Consider the following 15,464-nt stretch of genomic DNA (forward strand, 5'->3'; position numbering starts at 1 on the left):
GGAAGGGTCTATCGCCGGGTTGTGCGTCGGGAGCCGAGTCTATACTGTATATCTGAACAGTAAAAGGCTCGCCTCATGGAACTCATCGACAAGCTCAGCATTCTCGCCGACGCCGCCAAGTACGACGCGTCTTGCGCCAGCAGTGGCGCGCCCAAGCGCAGCTCCGAAGGCAAGAGCGGGCTGGGTTCCACCGATGGCATGGGCATTTGCCACAGCTACACGCCGGACGGGCGCTGCGTGTCGCTGCTGAAGATCCTCCTGACCAATTTCTGTCTCTACGACTGCCAGTACTGCGTCAATCGGCGCTCCAGCGATGTACCTCGGGCGCGCTTCACGCCTGAAGAAGTGGTGACGCTGACCATGGATTTCTACCGGCGCAATTGCGTCAGCGGGTTGTTCCTCAGTTCGGGGATCATTCGTTCCGCCGACTACACCATGGAACAGTTGATCCGCGTGGCCAAACTGTTGCGCGAAGAGCATGAGTTCCGTGGCTACATCCATCTGAAGACAATTCCTGAAGCCGATCCGGCGTTGATTGCAGAAGCGGGGCGTTATGCCGATCGCCTCAGCGTCAACATCGAATTGCCCACCGATGCCAGTCTGCAAACCCTGGCGCCGGAGAAACAATTGGGCTCGATCAAACAGGCAATGCAGACCATCTATACCGGCGAGCAGACCGTGCTTAACGAACCGCGCGCGCCGAAGTTTGCCCCGGCCGGGCAGAGCACGCAGATGATTGTCGGCGCTGACGACACCGATGACAGCACTATCCTGCATGGCGCCCAGGCACTTTACGGCAACTTCAAATTGCGGCGGGTGTACTACTCGGCGTTCAGTCCGATCCCCAACAGCCCGAAAAGTGTACCGCTCGCGGCGCCGCCGCTGATGCGCGAACACCGTTTGTATCAAGCGGATTTTCTTCTGCGCAGCTATGGCTTTACTGCGGGTGAGCTGTTCAAGGGGCCGGGGCATCTGGCGCTGGACATTGACCCGAAACTGGCTTGGGCGCTGGAGAATCGCGAGGTATTTCCGCTGGACCTGAATCGCGCCGAAGCGTCGTTGATCGCGCGTATTCCGGGGATTGGCTTGCGCACCACCGAGCGGTTGGTGGAACTGCGCCGCCAACGGCGTATTCGATATGAAGACCTGGCGCGCATGCGTTGCGTGTTGGCCAAAGCCAAACCGTTTTTCATCACCAGCGATTACCACCCGCAGCAGTCGGAAGTCACCAGCCATTTGCTTTATCAGCAACTGCGTGACCGGCCGCAGGCGCAACAAATGGGTTTGTGGGGATGATCAATCTCGATTGCGACGACCTCTTCGACATCTGGCGCCAGCAGGCGCGCTGGTTGCTCAGCCATGAAGTTGACCCGAGCCTCGTTAGTTGGGCGTCGGAAGGTGTGGCCGACCTGTTCGCCAGCGATGATTCGCCCCCAGAGGGCCAAGGGCCATTTCAAGCGCGCATTCCCATGGCGCTGCTGGGCATTCTCGAAAGCGCCTCACGCTATCGCGGTGATCAGCGCTGGAGCCTGCTTTACGAAGTGTTGTGGCGAGTCAGCCATGGCGATCGCACGGCGATGCTTGCCGGTGACAAGCTTGGCAGCGAATTGCAGCGGCGGATCAAACAGGTGCAGCGCGAGGCTCATCACCTGCATGCGTTTGTGCGTTTCGTCGAGCGGCCGCCAAACGTCGAAGGTCCGCAATACGTGGCGTGGCACGAAGCAGCCCACGACATTCTGCACAGCGCGAGTGAGCACTTCATCGGTCGTATGGGCCGCCATCGCTGGTTGATCGCCACACCACGCGACGGCGTCTATTACGATGGCGAACAGTTGATCCACGAACGTCAGTGCCCGATTGAATGGCAAAAACTGGCGCAGAACGTCGATGACCCGCACGGCGACATGTGGCTGACTTATTACAGTCACATCTTCAACCCGGCGCGGCTGAACCCTAAGGTCATGCAGGGCCATTTGCCGGCGCGGTTCTGGAAGAATCTGCCGGAAGGCGCGTTGATTCCCGGGCTGATTACTCAGGCACGCACCGGCAAGCAGCAGGACGGGCAGGCCAGCAGCATCAAGGGCAGGGGTGGTAAACGCATTGCGCTGAGCGATGGCGAGCGCGGTTCTGCGGTGAATTCGGAGTAACGACTTACCGTAGGAGCGAGGCTTGCCCGCGAAGGGGTCGGCACAGTCAAAATCAATTTGACTGACACAGCGCTTTCGCGGGCAAGCCTCGCTCCTACGCAAAAGCAGTTTTCAGCGCGGATAAAAAAGCCCCTCAATGCCGAAGCAATGAGGGGCTTTTTTGGCAACTGGCGTCAGATCAAACCTTGACGATCCAGCCTGCTGGCGCTTCGACGTCGCCAGTTTGCACACCGGTCAGCTCTTTGTAGAGCTTCTGGGTGACCGGGCCGACTTCGGTTTCGCTGTGGAACACGTGCAGTTTGTCGTTGTAGCTGATGCCGCCGATCGGGGTGATCACGGCAGCCGTACCGCAAGCGCCGGCTTCTTTGAAGTCCGAGAGCTTGTCGATAAACACGTCACCTTCAATCACTTCCAGACCGAGACGCGATTTCGCCAGCTCGATCAACGACAGACGGGTGATACCCGGCAGCACCGAAGGCGACTTCGGCGTGATGAATTTGTCGTCGTGGGTGATACCGAAGAAGTTGGCGGACCCGACTTCTTCGATCTTCGAGTGGGTCATCGGATCGAGGTAGATGCAATCCGCGAAGTTGGCTTTCTTGGCTTGCGAGCCAGGCATCAGGCTCGCCGCATAGTTGCCACCGACCTTGGCCGCGCCGGTGCCTTGTGGGGCCGCGCGGTCGAAGCTGGAAATCAGGAAGTTGTGCGGGGTCAGGCCGCCCTTGAAGTAAGCGCCGACCGGGATGGCGAAGATCGAGAAGATGAACTCGGGCGCAGTGCGCACGCCGATGTTGTCACCGACGCCGATCACGAACGGACGCAGGTACAGCGCGCCGCCGGTGCCGTAAGGCGGAATGAAACGCTCGTTGGCACGGACCACGGCTTTGCAGGCTTCGATGAACTGCTCGGTTTCGACGAACGGCATCAGCAAGCGGGCGCAGCTGCGTTGCATGCGCAGGGCATTCTGATCAGGGCGGAACAGGTTGATCGAGCCGTCCTTGCAACGATAGGCCTTCATGCCTTCGAAGCATTGCTGGCCATAGTGAAGGGCAGTCGAGCCTTCGCTGATGTGCAGCACGTTATCTTCGGTCAGGGTGCCTGCGTCCCACTCGCCATTGCGCCAGTACGACAGATAGCGTTTGTCGGTCTTGATGTAATCAAAACCCAGCTTGTCCCAATTGATGCTTTCGTTACCCATGACACCCTCTATCACTGAACAACCGTCGAAACGGTTCAAGGCTTCTGACGTTTTTTTGGATGGGGACAACAATACTTCATTCCGGGCCTAAATCGCAGCCCGGACTATTGGGTGATTGGCAGATAAATCGAGTCGCCTGCGAAAATCGCGAGCAAGCTCGCTCCCACATTTGATCCCAGTCTGTCTTTACATCTGCAAACACCACAAATCCCCTGTGGGAGCGAGCTTGCTCGCGATGAGGCCATCACTGACCCCATCAATCCTCCGGGTTACAGGTGCAGCGCATGCCCCAGCGCACGCAATGCCGCTTCCTGCACCGCTTCGCCCAGCGTCGGATGGGCGTGGATGGTGCCCGCGATGTCTTCCAGTCGGGCGCCCATTTCCAGGCTCTGGCCGAATGCGGTCGACAGCTCCGAAACGCCCACGCCCACCGCTTGCCAGCCGACAATCAGATGATTGTCCCGACGAGCGACCACGCGCACAAAGCCGCTTTTCGATTCCAGCGTCATCGCCCGGCCATTCGCGGCGAACGGGAAACTCGAGACGATGCAGTCCAGGCCCGCAGCTTTGGCGTCGTCCGGCGTCTTACCGACCACCACCAATTCCGGATCGGTAAAGCACACTGCCGCAATCGCCGTCGGGTTGAACTCGCGGGATTTACCGCTGATCAACTCGGCAACCATTTCGCCCTGCGCCATTGCGCGGTGCGCGAGCATCGGTTCGCCGCTGAGGTCGCCGATGGCGTAGACGTTGCGCATGCTGGTCTGGCAGCGGTTATCAATCTTGATCGACGAGCCGTTCATCGCCAGATTCAACGCTTCAAGGTTCCAGCCCTGCGTGTTCGGTTTGCGCCCGACCGCCACCAGTACCTGATCAGTTTCCAGGTTCAACGTGTCGCCGTTTGGGTCCAACACCTGAAGCGTATTGCTAGAAGAATCAAAGCCTTGCACGCTGTGCTTCAAGTAAAGCTTTATCCCGAGTTGCTTCAGCGCCTCATTGACTGGCTGCGTCAATTCGGCGTCGTAGGCTGGCAGAATTCGATCCTGCGCTTCGACCACGCTGACCTCGGCGCCGAGTTTGCGATAGGCGATGCCCAGCTCCAGGCCAATGTAACCGCCGCCCACCACGATCAACCGCTTGGGCACAGATTTCGGCGCCAGGGCTTCGGTGGAGGAAATGATCGGGCCGCCAATTGGCAGCATCGGCAGGTTGACACTTTTCGAACCGGTGGCCAGCACCAGATGCTCGCACTGAATCCGCGTATCGCCGACATCAACGGTCTTGCCGTCGACCACGTTGGCCCAGCCTTGAATGACCTGGACCTTGTGTTTCTTCAGCAGTGCCGCGACGCCAGTGGTCAGGCGATCAACGATGCCGTCCTTCCACTCGACACTTTTGCTGATGTCGAGGGTCGGCGCGGAAACGCTGATGCCCAGCGCTGAATATTGGCTGTGATGCTGGGTCTGGTGAAACTGCTCGGCAACGTGAATCAGCGCTTTCGAGGGAATGCAGCCGATGTTCAGGCACGTTCCGCCCAACGATTGGCCTTCCACCAGAATCGTCGAGATGCCCAGTTGACCGGCACGAATCGCCGTCACGTAACCGCCGGGGCCGCCACCGATGATCAGCAGCGTGGTGTTCAAAGTCTGTTGCATACCTGCTCCAGGTTAAAAAGCGTCGACAAACAAGGTCGCGGGTTGTTCGAGCAAGCCACGAATGGCCTGGATGAATTGCGCCGCGTCCATGCCATCGACCACGCGGTGATCGAAGGAACTGGAGAGGTTCATCATCTTGCGAATGACGATCTGGCCTTTGACCACCATCGGCCGTTCGACGATTTTGTTGACGCCGACGATCGCCACTTCCGGCAGGTTCAGCACTGGCGTACTGACGATCCCGCCCAAAGCGCCAAGGCTGGTCAGGGTGATGCTCGAGCCCGACAGCTCATCGCGGCTGGCCTTGCCATTGCGCGCGGCGTTGGCCAAACGGGAGATTTCCGCAGCGCTGTCCCACAAGCTGCGAGCCTCGGCGTGACGCACCACCGGCACCATCAAGCCGATATCGCTTTGCGTGGCGACGCCGACATGCACCGCGCCGAGGCGGGTGATGACTTGCGCTTCGTCGTCGTAACGGGCGTTGATCTGCGGGAAGTCGCGCAGGGCGACGACCAGCGCGCGGACCAGGAACGGCAGCAAGGTCAACTTGCCACGCGTCGCGCCGTGTTTCTCGTTGAGGTGCGCGCGCAGTTCTTCCACGGCGGTCACGTCGATTTCCTCGACATAGCTGAAGTGGGCAGCGCGCTGAGTGGCGTCCTGCATGCGCTGGGCGATCTTGCGGCGCATGCCGATCACCGGGATTTGCTGCTCGTCGGTACGCTGGGCGTAAGCGGCGGGCGCGGTCGAAGCGTTTGTCTGACCTTGCGCCAGGTAGGCGTCGAGGTCTTCGTGCAATACGCGGCCGGCCGGGCCAGTGCCCCGCACCAGACGCAACTGAATCCCGAGGTCGAGCGCATGTTTGCGCACGGCCGGCGAAGCCAGCGGACGCTCATCGGCTTCACGGCCGACCATCGGGCCTTGGCACACAGCGGCTGGGCGCGCAGACGCGGCCGGTTTGCTTGCAACGACGGCTTCGACTTTGGCCGGCGCTGCAACTGGCGCTTCTTTAGCCGCAGCAATCGGCTGAGGCGACTCTTTATGCGCCGGCTCTTTATAGTTGCCCGCGCCTTCCACTTCGATGCTGATCAGAATGCTGCCAACCGCCATCACTTCGCCCGGCTGGCCGCCCAGCGAAATGACTTTGCCGTGTACCGGCGATGGAATATCGACCATCGCCTTGTCGGTCATGACGTCGGCCAGGACCTGATCTTCGACGACCATGTCGCCGACTTTGACGTGCCACACCGACAATTCAACTTCGGCAATGCCTTCGCCAATGTCCGGCATTTTAATAACGTGCGTGCCCATTCAGACCTCCATGACCCGTTTCAACGCCGCGCCCACTCGGGACGGCCCTGGGAAATACGCCCACTCTTGCGCGTGCGGGTAGGGGGTGTCCCAACCGGTGACGCGTTCGATTGGCGCTTCCAGGTAGTGGAAGCAATGCTCTTGCACCAGCGCGACCAGTTCGGCGCCGAAACCGCAGGTGCGCGTGGCTTCGTGAACGATCACGCAACGGCCGGTTTTCTTCACCGATTTGACGATGGTTTCGAGGTCCAGCGGCCACAGGCTGCGCAGGTCGATGACTTCGGCATCGACACCGCTTTCTTCGGCGGCGACTTGCGAGACATAAACCGTGGTGCCGTAAGTCAGAATCGTCACTTCCTTGCCCGGACGGGCAATGGCGGCGACGTCCAGCGGCACGGTGTAATAACCGTCCGGCACTTGTGCGGCAGGGTGTTTTGACCAAGGCGTTACCGGGCGGTCGTGGTGGCCGTCGAACGGGCCGTTGTACAGGCGTTTGGGCTCAAGGAAGATCACCGGGTCATCGTTTTCGATGGAGGCGATCAGCAAGCCTTTGGCGTCGTAAGGGTTGGACGGCATCACCGTGCGCAAGCCGCAGACCTGGGTGAACATCGCCTCGATACTTTGACTGTGGGTCTGGCCGCCATAAATGCCGCCGCCGCAGGGCATGCGCAGGGTCATCGGTGCGGTGAACTCGCCGGCCGAGCGATAACGCAGACGCGCGGCTTCGGAAATGATCTGGTCGGACGCCGGGTAGACGTAGTCGGCGAACTGAATCTCGGCCACCGGGCGCAAACCGTAGGCGCCCATGCCGACGGCGACGCCGACGATGCCGCTTTCGGAAATCGGCGCATCGAATACGCGCGAGGTGCCGTACTTGTTCTGCAGGCCTTCGGTGCAGCGGAACACGCCGCCGAAATAGCCCACGTCCTGGCCGAATACCACGACGTTATCGTCGCGCTCAAGCATCACGTCCATGGCCGAGCGCAGGGCCTGGATCATGGTCATGGTGGTTGTGGTCATGGCGGTTTCCAACTCGATTTTATTGTTGTGATCGTTCATGTCAGATCCCCAACTCTTGACGCTGGCGCTTCAAGTGCTCCGGCATCTCTTTGTAGACGTCCTCGAACATGGTTGCGGCGCTAGGCGTCTGGCCACCGGCGAGGGTGCCGTACTGCTCGGCTTCTTTCTGCGCGGCGATGACTTCGGCTTCCAGCTCAGCGCTGACGGCGGTGTGTTCCTCTTCGGACCACTGGCCGATTTTCACCAGGTGCTGCTTGAGGCGCGCAATCGGATCGCCCAACGGGAAGTGGCTCCAATCGTCGGCGGGACGGTATTTCGAAGGATCATCGGAAGTCGAGTGTGGACCGGCGCGGTAGGTGACCCACTCGATCATGGTCGGCCCGAGGTTGCGCCGAGCGCGTTCGGCGGCCCAGGCAGAGGCGGCGTAGACCGCGACAAAATCGTTGCCATCGACGCGCAGCGAAGCGATGCCGCAACCGACGCCACGACCGGCAAACGTCGTCGCTTCACCACCGGCAATCGCCTGGAACGTCGAGATCGCCCACTGGTTGTTGACCACGTTGAGGATCACCGGCGCGCGGTAGACGTGGGCGAAGGTGAGGGCGGTGTGGAAGTCCGATTCAGCGGTGGCGCCGTCGCCGATCCACGCCGAGGCGATTTTGGTGTCGCCCTTGATCGCCGAAGCCATGCCCCAGCCCACACCCTGCACGAATTGTGTGGCGAGGTTGCCGGAGATGGTGAAGAAGCCGTGATCGCGTACCGAGTACATGATCGGCAACTGACGGCCCTTGAGCGGATCGCGCTCGTTGGACAGCAGTTGGCAGATCAGGTCGACCAGCGGCACTTCGCGGGCCATCAGGATGCTTTGCTGGCGATAGGTCGGAAAGCACATATCGTCGATGTTCAGGGCCAGGGCCTGAGCGCTGCCGATGGCTTCTTCGCCGAGGCTTTGCATGTAGAACGACATTTTTTTCTGACGCTGGGCGACCACCATGCGGTTGTCGAAAATTCGCGTCTTGAGCATGGCGCGCATGCCCTTGCGGAGGATTTCCGCAGGTACGCCTTCGCCCCATGGGCCGAGCGCGTTGCCTTGGTCGTCGAGCACGCGGATCAGGCCTTTGGCCAGGTCGGCAGTGTCGGCTGGTTCAACGTCGATTGGGGGTTTGCGCACCGTGCCGGCGTCGGTCAGACGCAGGTAGGAAAAGTCGGTCTTGCAGCCGGGACGGCCCGAGGGTTCGGGAACGTGCAGGCGCAGCGGTTCGTACGCTTGGTTCATGGCTTCTACGCTCGATCTTGTGAATTTTTTGTAGTGAGCTGACAGTCATTCCACGGTGAGCGGAAATCTTGTCCTACAAACATCATAGGCCCGGCGCGGAAGAATATTTATCTCTGTTTCGTTGCGTAAAGGGTCATTTGGGGATAAAAAAACTGCCTTAACAAAAATAACAGGTGGTTTTGTCTCATGCGCAAATTGGATCGCACCGATATCGGCATTCTCAACAGCCTTCAGGAGAACGCCCGCATCACTAACGCCGACCTCGCCCGCTCAGTCAATCTGTCGCCGACGCCGTGCTTCAACCGGGTCAAGGCAATGGAAGAATTGGGCCTGATTCGCGAACAGGTGACGCTGCTGGATGCAGATTTGCTGGGACTGCATGTGAATGTGTTCATTCATGTCAGCCTTGAGAAGCAGGTCGAAGAAGCGCTGGCGCATTTCGAAGAGGCGATTTCCGATCGCCCGGAAGTGATGGAGTGTTATCTGATGGCGGGCGATCCGGATTATCTGATCCGCGTGCTGGTGCCGACGATTCAGTCGCTGGAGCGCTTCATGATGGATTTCCTGACCAAAGTCCCCGGTGTGGCGAATATTCGTTCGAGTTTTGCCTTGAAGCAGGTGCGTTACAAAACGGCGCTGCCGCTGCCGGCGAACGGGTTGACCCTTGGTAGTTGACCCTTGGTAGTTGAGGCTGATCGTTGCCACGCAAAACGTTGCAGCGATCAGAGTTTATTCAGCGGGATCTTCAGGTAGGTCACGCCGTTGTCTTCAGCCGGGGGCAAATTTCCCGCCCGCACGTTTACCTGAATCGCCGGCAGCAACAAATTCGGCATGCCCAGCCCGGCATCGCGCTGGGTGCGCATCGCGACAAACGCCGCTTCATCGACACCGTCATGCACGTGAATATTGCTCTGGCGCTGCTCACCCACGGTGGTTTCGCAGTGCGGGGCGCGGCCCTCGGGCGGGTAGTCGTGGCAGACGAAAAGCCGCACGCCGGCCGGGAACGCCAGCAGTTTCTGGATCGAGGCAAACATCTGCCGCGCATCGCCGCCGGGAAAGTCGCAACGCGCGGTGCCGACGTCGGGCATGAACAACGTGTCGCCGACCAGAATCACGTCGCTTTCGATCAGATAAGCCATGTCTGCCGGCGTATGGCCGGGGACGTGCAGCGCGGTGGCTTTGAGATTGCCGATGCGAAACGACTCGTTCGGCGCGAACAGATGGTCGAACTGGGAACCGTCGATGCGAAATTCCGGTTCCAGATTGAACAGAGTTTTGAACACGTCCTGAACCTTGCTGATCGACTGACCAATCGCAATCTTGCCGCCCAACTCGCGACGCAGATAAGGCGCGGCGGACAGGTGATCGGCGTGGGCGTGGGTCTCCAGCAGCCATTGCACTTGCAGCTGGTTTTCGCGCACGAATGCGATCAACCGGTCGGCCTGAACCGTGGAGCTGCGCCCAGCGGCGGGGTCGTAATCGAGCACCGGGTCGACGATTGCGCATTGCCCGCCAGCCTCTTCGTAGACCACGTAACTGTAGGTCGAGGAGGCGGGGTCGAGGAAGGCTTCAATCTGCGCGGGCATGAACTCTGGCCTCTGAAAAGAGTGATGTGAAAGCTGTAGCAGCGGTCATCAGTTGCAACACTTTATGTTTAGACATAATGTCTGCAGCTTAAGTGACCTCCAAGGCATCGTGCAAATGCAATCCAGTCTGACCGAAAGCGAAGTCGCCCAACTGCGGGCATCGGCGTCCAAAGCGTGTGCGCTGCTCAAGGCGTTGGCCAATGAGGATCGTTTATTGATCCTCTGCCAACTGACCCAAGGCGAACGCAACGTTGGCGAACTGGAAACCATGACCGGCGTACGCCAACCGACACTCTCACAACAGCTCGGCATCCTGCGTGACGAAGGCCTGGTCGCAACCCGGCGTGAAGGTAAATACATTTTCTATGGCTTGGCCAGTCACGAAGTGATTCAGGTGATGAAAACCTTGTCCGGGTTGTACTGCGGCGCAGTGTTGAAAAGCTGGGCGTGATTCAGTGCCGCTGAAACCGGGTTTTGAAGAGCGGTGAGCGCTGCGCACTCAAACGCGAGCGAGCTCGCTCGCCACAGGTTTTGTGGGGTGGGTGGGTGAAGTGCATGGGCGTGGAAGCGCTGCCGGTGGCAGTGAACCCGATTTGATCGGTGACATTGCCCCTGTGGCGAGCGAGCTTGCTCGCGTTGGGCAGCGCAGCGGCCCCAAAATCTTGTGAGCGCTGCGCACTCAAGCGCGAGCAAGCTCACTCGCCACAGGTTTTGTGGGGTGGGTGGGTGAGGTGCATTGGGCGTGGAAGCGCTGCCGGTGGTTGTGAACCCGATTTGATCGGTGACATTGCCCCTGTGACGAGCGAGCTTGCTCGCGTTGGGCAGCGCAGCGGCCCCAAAATCTTGTGAGCGCTGCGCACTCAAGCGCGAGCAAGCTCGTTCGCCACGGGGTTGGTGTGGGGTTTTAGTGATTGGTTTCGGCGGCTGTTTGGGTTGAGAGAATAATAATGTTGCTGGCGAGTTTTTTTGGTGTGGTGATGGGCCTGGTCCTTGGTTTGACCGGGGCCGGGGGCGGGATTCTGGCGGTGCCGGCGTTGGTGCTGGGGCTCGGCTGGAGCATGACGCAAGCAGCGCCGGTCGCCTTGTTTGCGGTGGGCAGTGCGGCGGCGGTCGGGGCTCTCGACGGTTTGCGCCATGGTTTGGTGCGCTATCGCGCGGCGCTGCTGATCGCTTCGCTCGGCGCGGTGTTTTCGCCGTTGGGCATCTACTTCGCGCATCAGTTGTCGGAAAAAATCCTGATGATTCTGTTCAGTCTGCTGATGGTCATGGTGGCCTGGCGGATGCTGCGTCGCGAGCGCAAGGACGCCGGCCCGAGCGATCACGGTCACGCCAACTGGGGCCAAAAAAACTGCATGCTCGATCAACACACCGGGCGTTTTTCCTGGACCGCCAAATGCACCGCGACCCTGGCGGCACTCGGCGCGGTCACTGGCGTAGTCTCTGGTTTGCTCGGCGTCGGTGGCGGTTTTCTGATCGTCCCGGCGTTCAAGCAACTGACCGACGTACAAATGCGCGGCATTGTCGCCACATCGTTGATGGTGATCAGCCTGATCTCGGCCATCGGCGTGATCGGCGCGTTGCTCGCCGGGGTGCGCATCGACCACGTTGGCGTCTCGTTCATCGTCGCGAGCATTGTTGGCATGCTCATCGGTCGCAAGCTCTGCGCGCGGGTGCCGGCTCGGGCGTTGCAGGTCGGGTTCGCCAGTGTCTGCTTGGTCGTCGCGGCGTACATGCTGATGCGCGCCTGAGCCCTGCGATGCGATGGTCCGACGCGTGAAAGGGTCTTCGCGTTCGGGAATCGTCGGCTTGCTGATTTTCGGTCTCGAGCCAATGAAAGACTTTTTTCAGGCCTGAAACAGCGGTTCGGGCAGACCCTTGACGCCCGCATCCAGAGCAAAAACCCCACCGGCCAACGACTGCTCGTCCCGATCATCTCCCGGCCGGATCGAGGTCACGAACAGCGTGTCCAGACGACTGCCGCCAAACGCGCACATGGTCGGTTTCTTCACCGGCACCGCGAGCGAGCGATCCAGTCGGCCATCCGGGGTAAACCGGTGAATCAGCCCGGCGTCATTGGCGCAGATCCAGTAACACCCGTCGGCATCCACCGCCGCGCCGTCGGGACGACCGCAAAAGTGATTCATGTCGACGAACAATCGACGATTGCTCGGCGTGCCGCTGTCGATGTCGTAATCAAACGCCCAGATCTGCTGCGCCAGCGGATGCGAGTCGGACAGGTACATCGTTCGGCCATCCGGGCTGAAACCCAGGCCGTTGGGCACGATAAACCCGCTGAGCCGCGGATCGAGCGGCCCGCGTTGCCCTTGGCTGAAGCGATACATCGTGCCTTCAGCGGCGTTGGCGCCCATGTTCAGGACCATGCTGCCGGCCCAGAAACGTCCCTGGCGATCACAGCGGCCATCGTTCAAACGCATGTCCGGGCGCGCGTGATCGACGTGGGCGAGCAGCTCGCTGTCGAGGCTGCCGTCGTTGTTCGCGTGCAAATGGAAGAACCCGCTTTCCATCCCTGCGACCCAACTGCCGTCGCTGCAACGGGCGATGCAGGCGAGCATTTCCGGCGTGGTCCACGCATCGACATGGCCGGTTTCAGCATTCCAGCGCTGCAGACCACCGGCGGGGATATCGACCCAGTACAGCGCGTTTTCTTCAGGCACCCACACCGGGCTTTCGCCGACCGTATTGCGGGCATCGACAATCAATTCGGCTTGCATGGCAGCTCATTCCCTTGCTCGTGGACTCAATCGCCAAACGGACCGGCCGCGACAAATGCGCCGCCCTGATAAACCATCGCCGGGTCATCGGCCGCTGGCATCGGTTGCGCTTCGACCTTGTCGCGGAACACTTCAGAGCTGTCTTGCGGCACGTAACCGAGGCCGGCGGCGAGGCGGTTATCCCACCAGACGTTTTTGTTGTCGGAGACGCCGTAGACGATGGTGTGGCCGACATTCGGCGCGTACAAGGCGCGTTCGAGCAATTGCGTGAGGTCGCCGAAGCTCAGCCAGGTGCTCATCATCCGGCGGTTTTGCGGTTCCGGAAACGAGGAGCCGATGCGGATGCTGACGGTTTCGATGCCGTAGCGATCGAAGTAGAAACTGGCGACGTCTTCGCCGTAGGACTTGGACAAACCGTAGTAGCTGTCCGGGCGGCGCGGGGAGTGTGCGTCGATCACTTCGTCCTGTTTATAGAAGCCGATAACGTGATTGGAACTGGCGAAGATCACGCGTTTGACCCCATGCCGGCGCGCCGCTTCGTAGATGTGGAACACGCCGCAGATATTGGCGCCGAGGATCTCTTCGAACGCGTGCTCGGTCGAAACGCCGCCAAAGTGCAGAATCGCGTCCACGCCTTCGACCAGTTGGTGCACAGCTTGTTTGTCGGCGAGGTCGCAGGTCACGACTTCCTCGCTGCCGTCGCAGGCCGGAGACATGTCGACAATGTCCGACAGGCGAATGACTTTGGCGTAAGGGCGCAGGGTTTCGCGCAGGACTTTGCCGAGGCCACCGGCGGCGCCGGTCAAGAGCAGGCGATTAAACGGGATCGAAGGGGTAGGGGAGGTAGTGGGCATGGGGGATTCCTGAATATTTGAGTCATTGAAGTTGTTGTAAGTTGTCGTATGACTTGAGCGAAGTATCGTAAGGGATTCCAGTGCTTGTCAACGCGGCGGTGGCTGAAATTGTTGGAGGGCATTCACCGATTCTCCAAGGGGCTCAAAAATCCTGTGGCGAGCGAGCTTGCTCGCGTTGGAGTGCGCAGCGCCCCTGAAATCCTGGGGCCGCTGCGCAGCCCAGCGCGAGCAAGCTCGCTCGCCACAGTTGATCGGTTCCCCCAGAAACTGCTTACAACAACGACATCGGATAGCTGACGAAGATCCGGTTTTCGTCGAATTCATTGGTGCTGTAGTCGCGGCGGATGCTCGCATTCCGCCATTTGACGTTGAGGTTTTTCAGCACGCCGCTTTGTACGGTATAGGCCAGTTCCGACTCGCGGCCCCACTCCTTGCCGTCGGTGATGGTGCCGGTGTGCACGTTATCGCCGCTGATGTAGCGGTTCATCAGGGTCAGGCCGGGCACGCCGAGGGCGACGAAATTGTAGTCGTAGCGCACTTGCCAGGATTTTTCCTTGGCATTGTCATAACTGGAGTTGTAGCTGTCATTGGCCAACGTCCCGCCGCTGGTGCCGTTGATGCGCATCCAGGCATCGTCGCCGCTCAGTTTCTGCAGGCCGACATAAAACGTGTTGCCACCGTAGCGGGCCGAGAGCAGGGCGAACGTGGTCTTGTTATCCAGTTCACCGGCCAGCGCGCTGCCGTCCTCTTTGCCAGTGAAGAACCCGAGGTTGGCGCCCAGCGTCCAGTCGCCCATCGGTTGGCTGTGGCTGAGGTTGAAATACTGCTGCTGATAAATGTCGCTGAGTTCCGAGTACCAGACCCCGACCAACGTGCGTTTGTCGTTGAAGGTGTATTCGCCGCCACCGAAGTTGAATCGGTCCGAAGTGAACGCCGCTCGGCCGTTCATCGACATGTCGTCCATGCTCGAATCGTTGCGCGGGCTGTTGGCGCGGAACTGGCCGCCGTAGAGCTTCAAACCGTCAATTTCGCTGGAAGTTACCTGGCCGCCGCGAAAGGTCTGCGGCAGCGAGCGGCCGTCATCCGCGCGCAAGATCGGCAACAGCGGCATCCACTCGCCGACCTTCAATTCAGTCTTCGAGACTTTGGCTTTGAACGCGACGTTGGTGCGACCGAAGTTGTCCGCCGGGCGCCCGTCGCTGTCCAGCGGCAACAACTGCGTGCCCCCGGTGCCTTTGCCGCCATCGAGTTTTTTCGAGTACAGGCCCAGCACGTCTAGGCCGAAGCCGACCGTGCCTTGGGTGAAGCCGGATTTGGCGTCGAGGATGAAGCTCTGCGTCCACTCTTCAGCCTTGCCCTGCGGGTAGGCCGGGTTGGTGAAGTTGCGATTGAAATAGGCGTTGCGCAGGTTCAGCGTGGCGCTGGCATCGTCGACAAAACCTTCGGCGTGGCTGCTCAGCGGCAAGGCCAGGGCGAGGCTGCTGCAACCGATCAGGCTCAGGGTGTGGCGGCGTTTGAAGGTGAGGCGGGGCGTGCGGACAGAGGAATGACGGACGAGTTGGCTCACAGTGACGTTCCCTTTGTTTCTTTGTTGTTTTTATTTTTTGTTATACGTCGTCGTACAACATTGGCGGCGATTATTTGCGAGGGTTCGCGGGAATGTCAATCACAAGTTGTACGACAACACC

14 protein-coding genes are annotated in these 15,464 nt (G+C 60.1%); 5 read left to right on the forward strand and 9 right to left on the reverse strand.

Going from position 1 to position 15,464, the window contains the following annotated elements; translation table 11 throughout:
* Window positions 1–75: 75 nt before the first annotated feature.
* Both FBY12_RS02260 and FBY12_RS02265 read left to right on the forward strand, forming a co-directional pair.
* Window positions 76–1,296 (forward strand): putative DNA modification/repair radical SAM protein, encoded by a 1,221-nt coding sequence (locus FBY12_RS02260; protein WP_145250723.1) that lies wholly within the window; start codon window positions 76–78, stop codon window positions 1,294–1,296.
* Complete coding sequence (locus tag FBY12_RS02265) at window positions 1,293–2,147, forward strand: TIGR03915 family putative DNA repair protein (protein WP_145250725.1); 855 nt, start codon at window positions 1,293–1,295, stop codon at window positions 2,145–2,147. Before FBY12_RS02260 ends, FBY12_RS02265 begins: the two co-directional genes overlap by 4 nt.
* A gap of 178 nt (window positions 2,148–2,325) precedes the next feature.
* On the opposite strand, the gene FBY12_RS02270 is transcribed toward FBY12_RS02265, so the two are convergent.
* The 5 genes from FBY12_RS02270 to FBY12_RS02290 form a co-directional block, all read right to left on the reverse strand.
* Window positions 2,326–3,345, reverse strand: a complete 1,020-nt coding sequence (locus FBY12_RS02270) for a branched-chain amino acid aminotransferase (RefSeq protein ID WP_101209729.1) — start codon at window positions 3,343–3,345, stop codon at window positions 2,326–2,328.
* Window positions 3,346–3,614: 269 nt separating this feature from the next.
* The gene (gene lpdA, locus FBY12_RS02275) at window positions 3,615–5,000 is read right to left on the reverse strand and encodes a dihydrolipoyl dehydrogenase (RefSeq protein WP_145250728.1); all 1,386 of its coding nucleotides are present in this window, start codon (window positions 4,998–5,000) and stop codon (window positions 3,615–3,617) included.
* 12 nt (window positions 5,001–5,012) lie between these two features.
* Window positions 5,013–6,308, reverse strand: coding sequence for a dihydrolipoamide acetyltransferase family protein (locus tag FBY12_RS02280; RefSeq protein ID WP_145250731.1), 1,296 nt, complete (start codon window positions 6,306–6,308; stop codon window positions 5,013–5,015).
* A complete protein-coding gene (locus FBY12_RS02285; protein ID WP_145250734.1) occupies window positions 6,309–7,367 on the reverse strand; it encodes an alpha-ketoacid dehydrogenase subunit beta in 1,059 nt (352 codons plus the stop codon).
* 1 nt (window position 7,368) lies between these two features.
* Window positions 7,369–8,604, reverse strand: a complete 1,236-nt coding sequence (locus FBY12_RS02290) for a 3-methyl-2-oxobutanoate dehydrogenase (2-methylpropanoyl-transferring) subunit alpha (RefSeq protein ID WP_145250738.1) — start codon at window positions 8,602–8,604, stop codon at window positions 7,369–7,371.
* A gap of 186 nt (window positions 8,605–8,790) precedes the next feature.
* On the opposite strand from FBY12_RS02290, the gene bkdR reads away from it, so the two are divergent.
* Window positions 8,791–9,279, forward strand: a complete 489-nt coding sequence (gene bkdR, locus FBY12_RS02295) for a Bkd operon transcriptional regulator BkdR (protein ID WP_092269679.1) — start codon at window positions 8,791–8,793, stop codon at window positions 9,277–9,279.
* A gap of 47 nt (window positions 9,280–9,326) precedes the next feature.
* Here the strand turns inward: bkdR and FBY12_RS02300 are convergent, their stop codons facing one another.
* Entirely contained in the window at window positions 9,327–10,190 is an 864-nt protein-coding gene (locus tag FBY12_RS02300; RefSeq protein ID WP_145250741.1) for an MBL fold metallo-hydrolase, read from the reverse strand.
* Between the two features lie 115 nt (window positions 10,191–10,305).
* On the opposite strand from FBY12_RS02300, the gene FBY12_RS02305 reads away from it, so the two are divergent.
* Window positions 10,306–10,641 (forward strand): helix-turn-helix transcriptional regulator, encoded by a 336-nt coding sequence (locus FBY12_RS02305; protein ID WP_092269673.1) that lies wholly within the window; start codon window positions 10,306–10,308, stop codon window positions 10,639–10,641.
* Window positions 10,642–11,137: 496 nt separating this feature from the next.
* Entirely contained in the window at window positions 11,138–11,938 is an 801-nt protein-coding gene (locus tag FBY12_RS02310) for a sulfite exporter TauE/SafE family protein (RefSeq protein WP_145250744.1), read from the forward strand.
* Window positions 11,939–12,034: 96 nt separating this feature from the next.
* Here the strand turns inward: FBY12_RS02310 and FBY12_RS02315 are convergent, their stop codons facing one another.
* The 3 genes from FBY12_RS02315 to FBY12_RS02325 form a co-directional block, all read right to left on the reverse strand.
* The gene (locus FBY12_RS02315) at window positions 12,035–12,922 is read right to left on the reverse strand and encodes an SMP-30/gluconolactonase/LRE family protein (RefSeq protein ID WP_145250746.1); all 888 of its coding nucleotides are present in this window, start codon (window positions 12,920–12,922) and stop codon (window positions 12,035–12,037) included.
* A 26-nt stretch (window positions 12,923–12,948) separates the two neighbouring features.
* On the reverse strand, window positions 12,949–13,776 hold the full coding sequence (locus FBY12_RS02320; RefSeq protein ID WP_145250749.1) for an NAD(P)-dependent oxidoreductase: 828 nt from the start codon (window positions 13,774–13,776) through the stop codon (window positions 12,949–12,951).
* Window positions 13,777–14,047: 271 nt separating this feature from the next.
* Complete coding sequence (locus tag FBY12_RS02325; RefSeq protein WP_145250752.1) at window positions 14,048–15,343, reverse strand: OprD family porin; 1,296 nt, start codon at window positions 15,341–15,343, stop codon at window positions 14,048–14,050.
* Window positions 15,344–15,464: the final 121 nt, after the last annotated feature.

Origin of the sequence: Pseudomonas sp. SJZ131 (genome assembly GCF_007828705.1) — a bacterium.
Classification (GTDB): domain Bacteria; phylum Pseudomonadota; class Gammaproteobacteria; order Pseudomonadales; family Pseudomonadaceae; genus Aquipseudomonas; species Aquipseudomonas prosekii.